Consider the following 2,834-nt stretch of genomic DNA (forward strand, 5'->3'; position numbering starts at 1 on the left):
CCGCCGTCCTGACGGTTGTTCCGGACCCGCACTGGCTCGCTCTCCGGCGCCATTAGCCCGTGTCCGCGAAGTCCCGCCCCTCGCGCGGACGGCGCGACCTCGCGGACACCCCCTAGGGGGAGCCCGCCGCGCGGCGGGCGTACTCCTGCGCGAGGCCGTCGATCAGCGCGCGCAGGCCCGTCTCGAAGGCGCCCTCGTCCACCTGCCGCTGGTGCTCGGCCAGCAGGTGGGCCTGGCCGAGGTGCGGGTAGTCGTCCGGGTCGTACGCGGCCCGGTCGTCCACGAAACCGCGTGCGAACGACGACAGCGCGGAGCCGGTGATGAAGTAGCGCATCAGCGCGCCGATCCTGGTCGCCTGCGCGGGCGGCCAGCCCGCTCTGACCATCGCGCCGAAGACCGCGTCCGCCACCCGCAGCCCGGCGGGGCGGCGGCCCGGGCCGCGGGCCAGCAGGGGCACGAGGTACGGGTGGTCGGCGAGCGCCGCCCGGTAGGAGACGGCCCAGTCGTGCAGCGCCGCGCGCCAGTCCCGTGGGTCGCGCTCGTCGAACATCGACAGGTCGACCTGGGCGCTCACCGTGTCCGCCACCGCCTCAAGGATCTCGTCCTTGGTGCGGAAGTGATTGTAGAGCGAGGGGCCGCTCACCCCGAGCTCGGCGGCGAGCCTGCGGGTGGAGACCGCTTCGAGCCCTTCGGCGTCCACCAGCGCGCCTGCCGCGGCGATGATGCGTTCCGGGCTGAGCAGGGGCTTGCGCGGTCGGGCCATGGCGCACATAGTAGGGCCTGCCCGCAGTAAACTAGCAGTGCTAATTTAACGTGCACGGGGAAGCGTCCGTGCGCCACCGGGACGCCGCGCCGCCGGGACGCCCGCGGCGCCGACAGCAGCGTCGCCCGCGCACCGCCCGAAGGAGAGCCGCGCACCATGAACCTGGAGCTGAGTGAGGAGCAGTCCGACGTCCGCGCCCTCGCGCGCGACTTCGTGAGCCGCGAGATCACCCCGCACGTCGTCGAGTGGGACCGGGCGGAGAGCGTCGACCGGTCGGTCGTCGGCAAGCTCGGCGCGCTCGGTCTGCTCGGCATGACCGTGCCCGAGGAGTACGGCGGTTCAGGCGGCGACCATCTCACGTACTGCCTGGTCACCGAGGAACTCGGGCGCGGCGACTCCTCCGTGCGCGGCATCGTCTCCGTCTCGCTCGGCCTGGTCGGCAAGACGATCCTGGCGTGGGGCGACGAGGAGCAGAAGCGCGCCTGGTTGCCCCGGCTCACCTCGGGCGACGCCCTCGGCTGCTTCGGCCTCACCGAGCCGGGCACGGGCTCCGACGCGGGCAACCTCGCGACGCGCGCCGTACGGGACGGCGACGACTGGGTCATCGACGGCTCGAAGATGTTCATCACCAACGGCACCTGGGCCGATGTGGTGCTGCTGTTCGCCCGTACCAACGAGGCGCCGGGCCACCGCGGCATCTCCGCCTTCCTCGTGCCCACCGACGCGCCGGGGCTCACCCGGCGCACCCTGCACGGCAAGCTGGGGCTGCGCGGCCAGGCCACCGCCGAACTCGCCCTCGACGGGGTGCGCGTGCCCTCCGGCGCGCTGCTCGGCCCCGAGGGCAAGGGGTTCTCCCTCGCCATGTCCGCGCTGGCGAAGGGCCGGATGGCGGTGGCGGCCGGCTGTGTCGGCATCGCCCAGGCGGCGCTCGACGCCGCCGTCGGATACGCGGGCGAGCGCGAGCAGTTCGGCTCCACCATCGCCCACCACCAACTGGTGCAGGAGCTCATCAGCGACATGGCCGTGGACGTCGACGCGGCCCGGCTGCTGACCTGGCGGGTGGCCGATCTCATCGACCGCGGCGAGGAGTTCGCCACCGCCGCGTCGAAGGCGAAGCTGTTCGCGTCGGAGGCCGCGGTCCGCGCCGCGAACAACGCGATACAGGTGTTCGGCGGCTACGGCTACATCGACGAGTACCCGGTCGGCAAACTCCTGCGCGACGCACGGGTGATGACCCTCTACGAGGGCACCAGCCAGATCCAGAAGCTCATCATCGGCCGCGCCCTGACCGGGGTTTCGGCCTTCTGAGCCCGCCCCGCCCGCCTCGCACGCTCCGGGCACGACGGTGCCCCGCCGCGAGGGGCGGGGCACCGGCCGTGTGGCGGCGGGGGGTTGGCGCCCACCGGATGCGTGCGCCGGCTTCACCCGTACGCCGGCTTCCGGACGCCGGGGTCCTCCCGTGCGCCGGTGTCAGTCGAGCGGCCACACCGGGAGGACGGTCTTCTTCCAGGTCCCGTTGGCCGCGGTCGCGCACGACGCGTACCAGGCGAGGGCCGCGGTGACGTACCCCGCCCAGCCGCCCACCTTGTCGATGCCCGTCGACTGGGCGAACGCGCCGACGGTCAGCAGGATGAAGGTGACGGCCAGCACCACGATCACGCCCAGTACCGCCCCGTTGGTGCGCATCGCCGGGATGATCATGTACGTCGTGAAGACGGCCCAGGCCAGCAGGAACAGGCCGGTGGCCTGGTACGCGTGCGCCGGGGGCAGCTTCGGCACCACCTGCGAGATGTAGTAGGCGAACCCCAGCCAGAAGGCGCCGTACGCGCTGAACGCCGTGGCGGCGAAGGTGTTCGCCCTGCGGAACTCCCACATGCCCGCGAGGAGTTGCGCGATTCCGCCGAAGAAGAGGGCGAACGGGAGCACCACGGTTTCGAGGCTGTCGCTGAGCAGCCCGGTGTTGAACGTGCTGAGGATGAAGGTGGTCGTCGCGAATCCGGCCAGCCCGAGGGCGCCCGGATCGGCGATGCCCGCGGTGGACGGGAGGGGGGCTGCCGAGGCGGGCCGGGGG

The 2,834-nt window shown here is 72.7% G+C and carries 3 protein-coding genes; 1 reads left to right on the top strand and 2 read right to left on the bottom strand.

Translation table 11 applies throughout. The features are described 5' to 3' along the window. Nucleotides 1–112 precede the first annotated feature (112 nt). Complete coding sequence (locus LCE31_RS38510; protein WP_225022854.1) at nucleotides 113–763, bottom strand: TetR/AcrR family transcriptional regulator; 651 nt, start codon at nucleotides 761–763, stop codon at nucleotides 113–115. Between the two features lie 156 nt (nucleotides 764–919). Between LCE31_RS38510 and LCE31_RS38515 the strand changes: the two genes are divergently transcribed. Beyond that, nucleotides 920–2,071 (top strand): acyl-CoA dehydrogenase family protein, encoded by a 1,152-nt coding sequence (locus tag LCE31_RS38515; RefSeq protein WP_225022855.1) that lies wholly within the window; start codon nucleotides 920–922, stop codon nucleotides 2,069–2,071. Between the two features lie 162 nt (nucleotides 2,072–2,233). On the opposite strand, the gene LCE31_RS38520 is transcribed toward LCE31_RS38515, so the two are convergent. Continuing rightward, a partial coding sequence (locus LCE31_RS38520) for an acetate uptake transporter (protein ID WP_308042418.1) occupies nucleotides 2,234–2,834 on the bottom strand: 601 nt, incomplete at its 5' end.

It is taken from the genome of Streptomyces sp. 8L, from assembly GCF_020176795.1.
Classification (GTDB): Bacteria; Actinomycetota; Actinomycetes; order Streptomycetales; family Streptomycetaceae; genus Streptomyces.

What these genes read in the sequence shown, in the direction of transcription:
- LCE31_RS38510 (WP_225022854.1), bottom strand. Translation starts at nt 763, where the DNA reads ATGGCCCGACCGCGCAAGCCCCTGCTCAGCCCGGAACGCATCATCGCC.
- LCE31_RS38515 (WP_225022855.1), top strand. Translation starts at nt 920, where the DNA reads ATGAACCTGGAGCTGAGTGAGGAGCAGTCCGACGTCCGCGCCCTCGCG.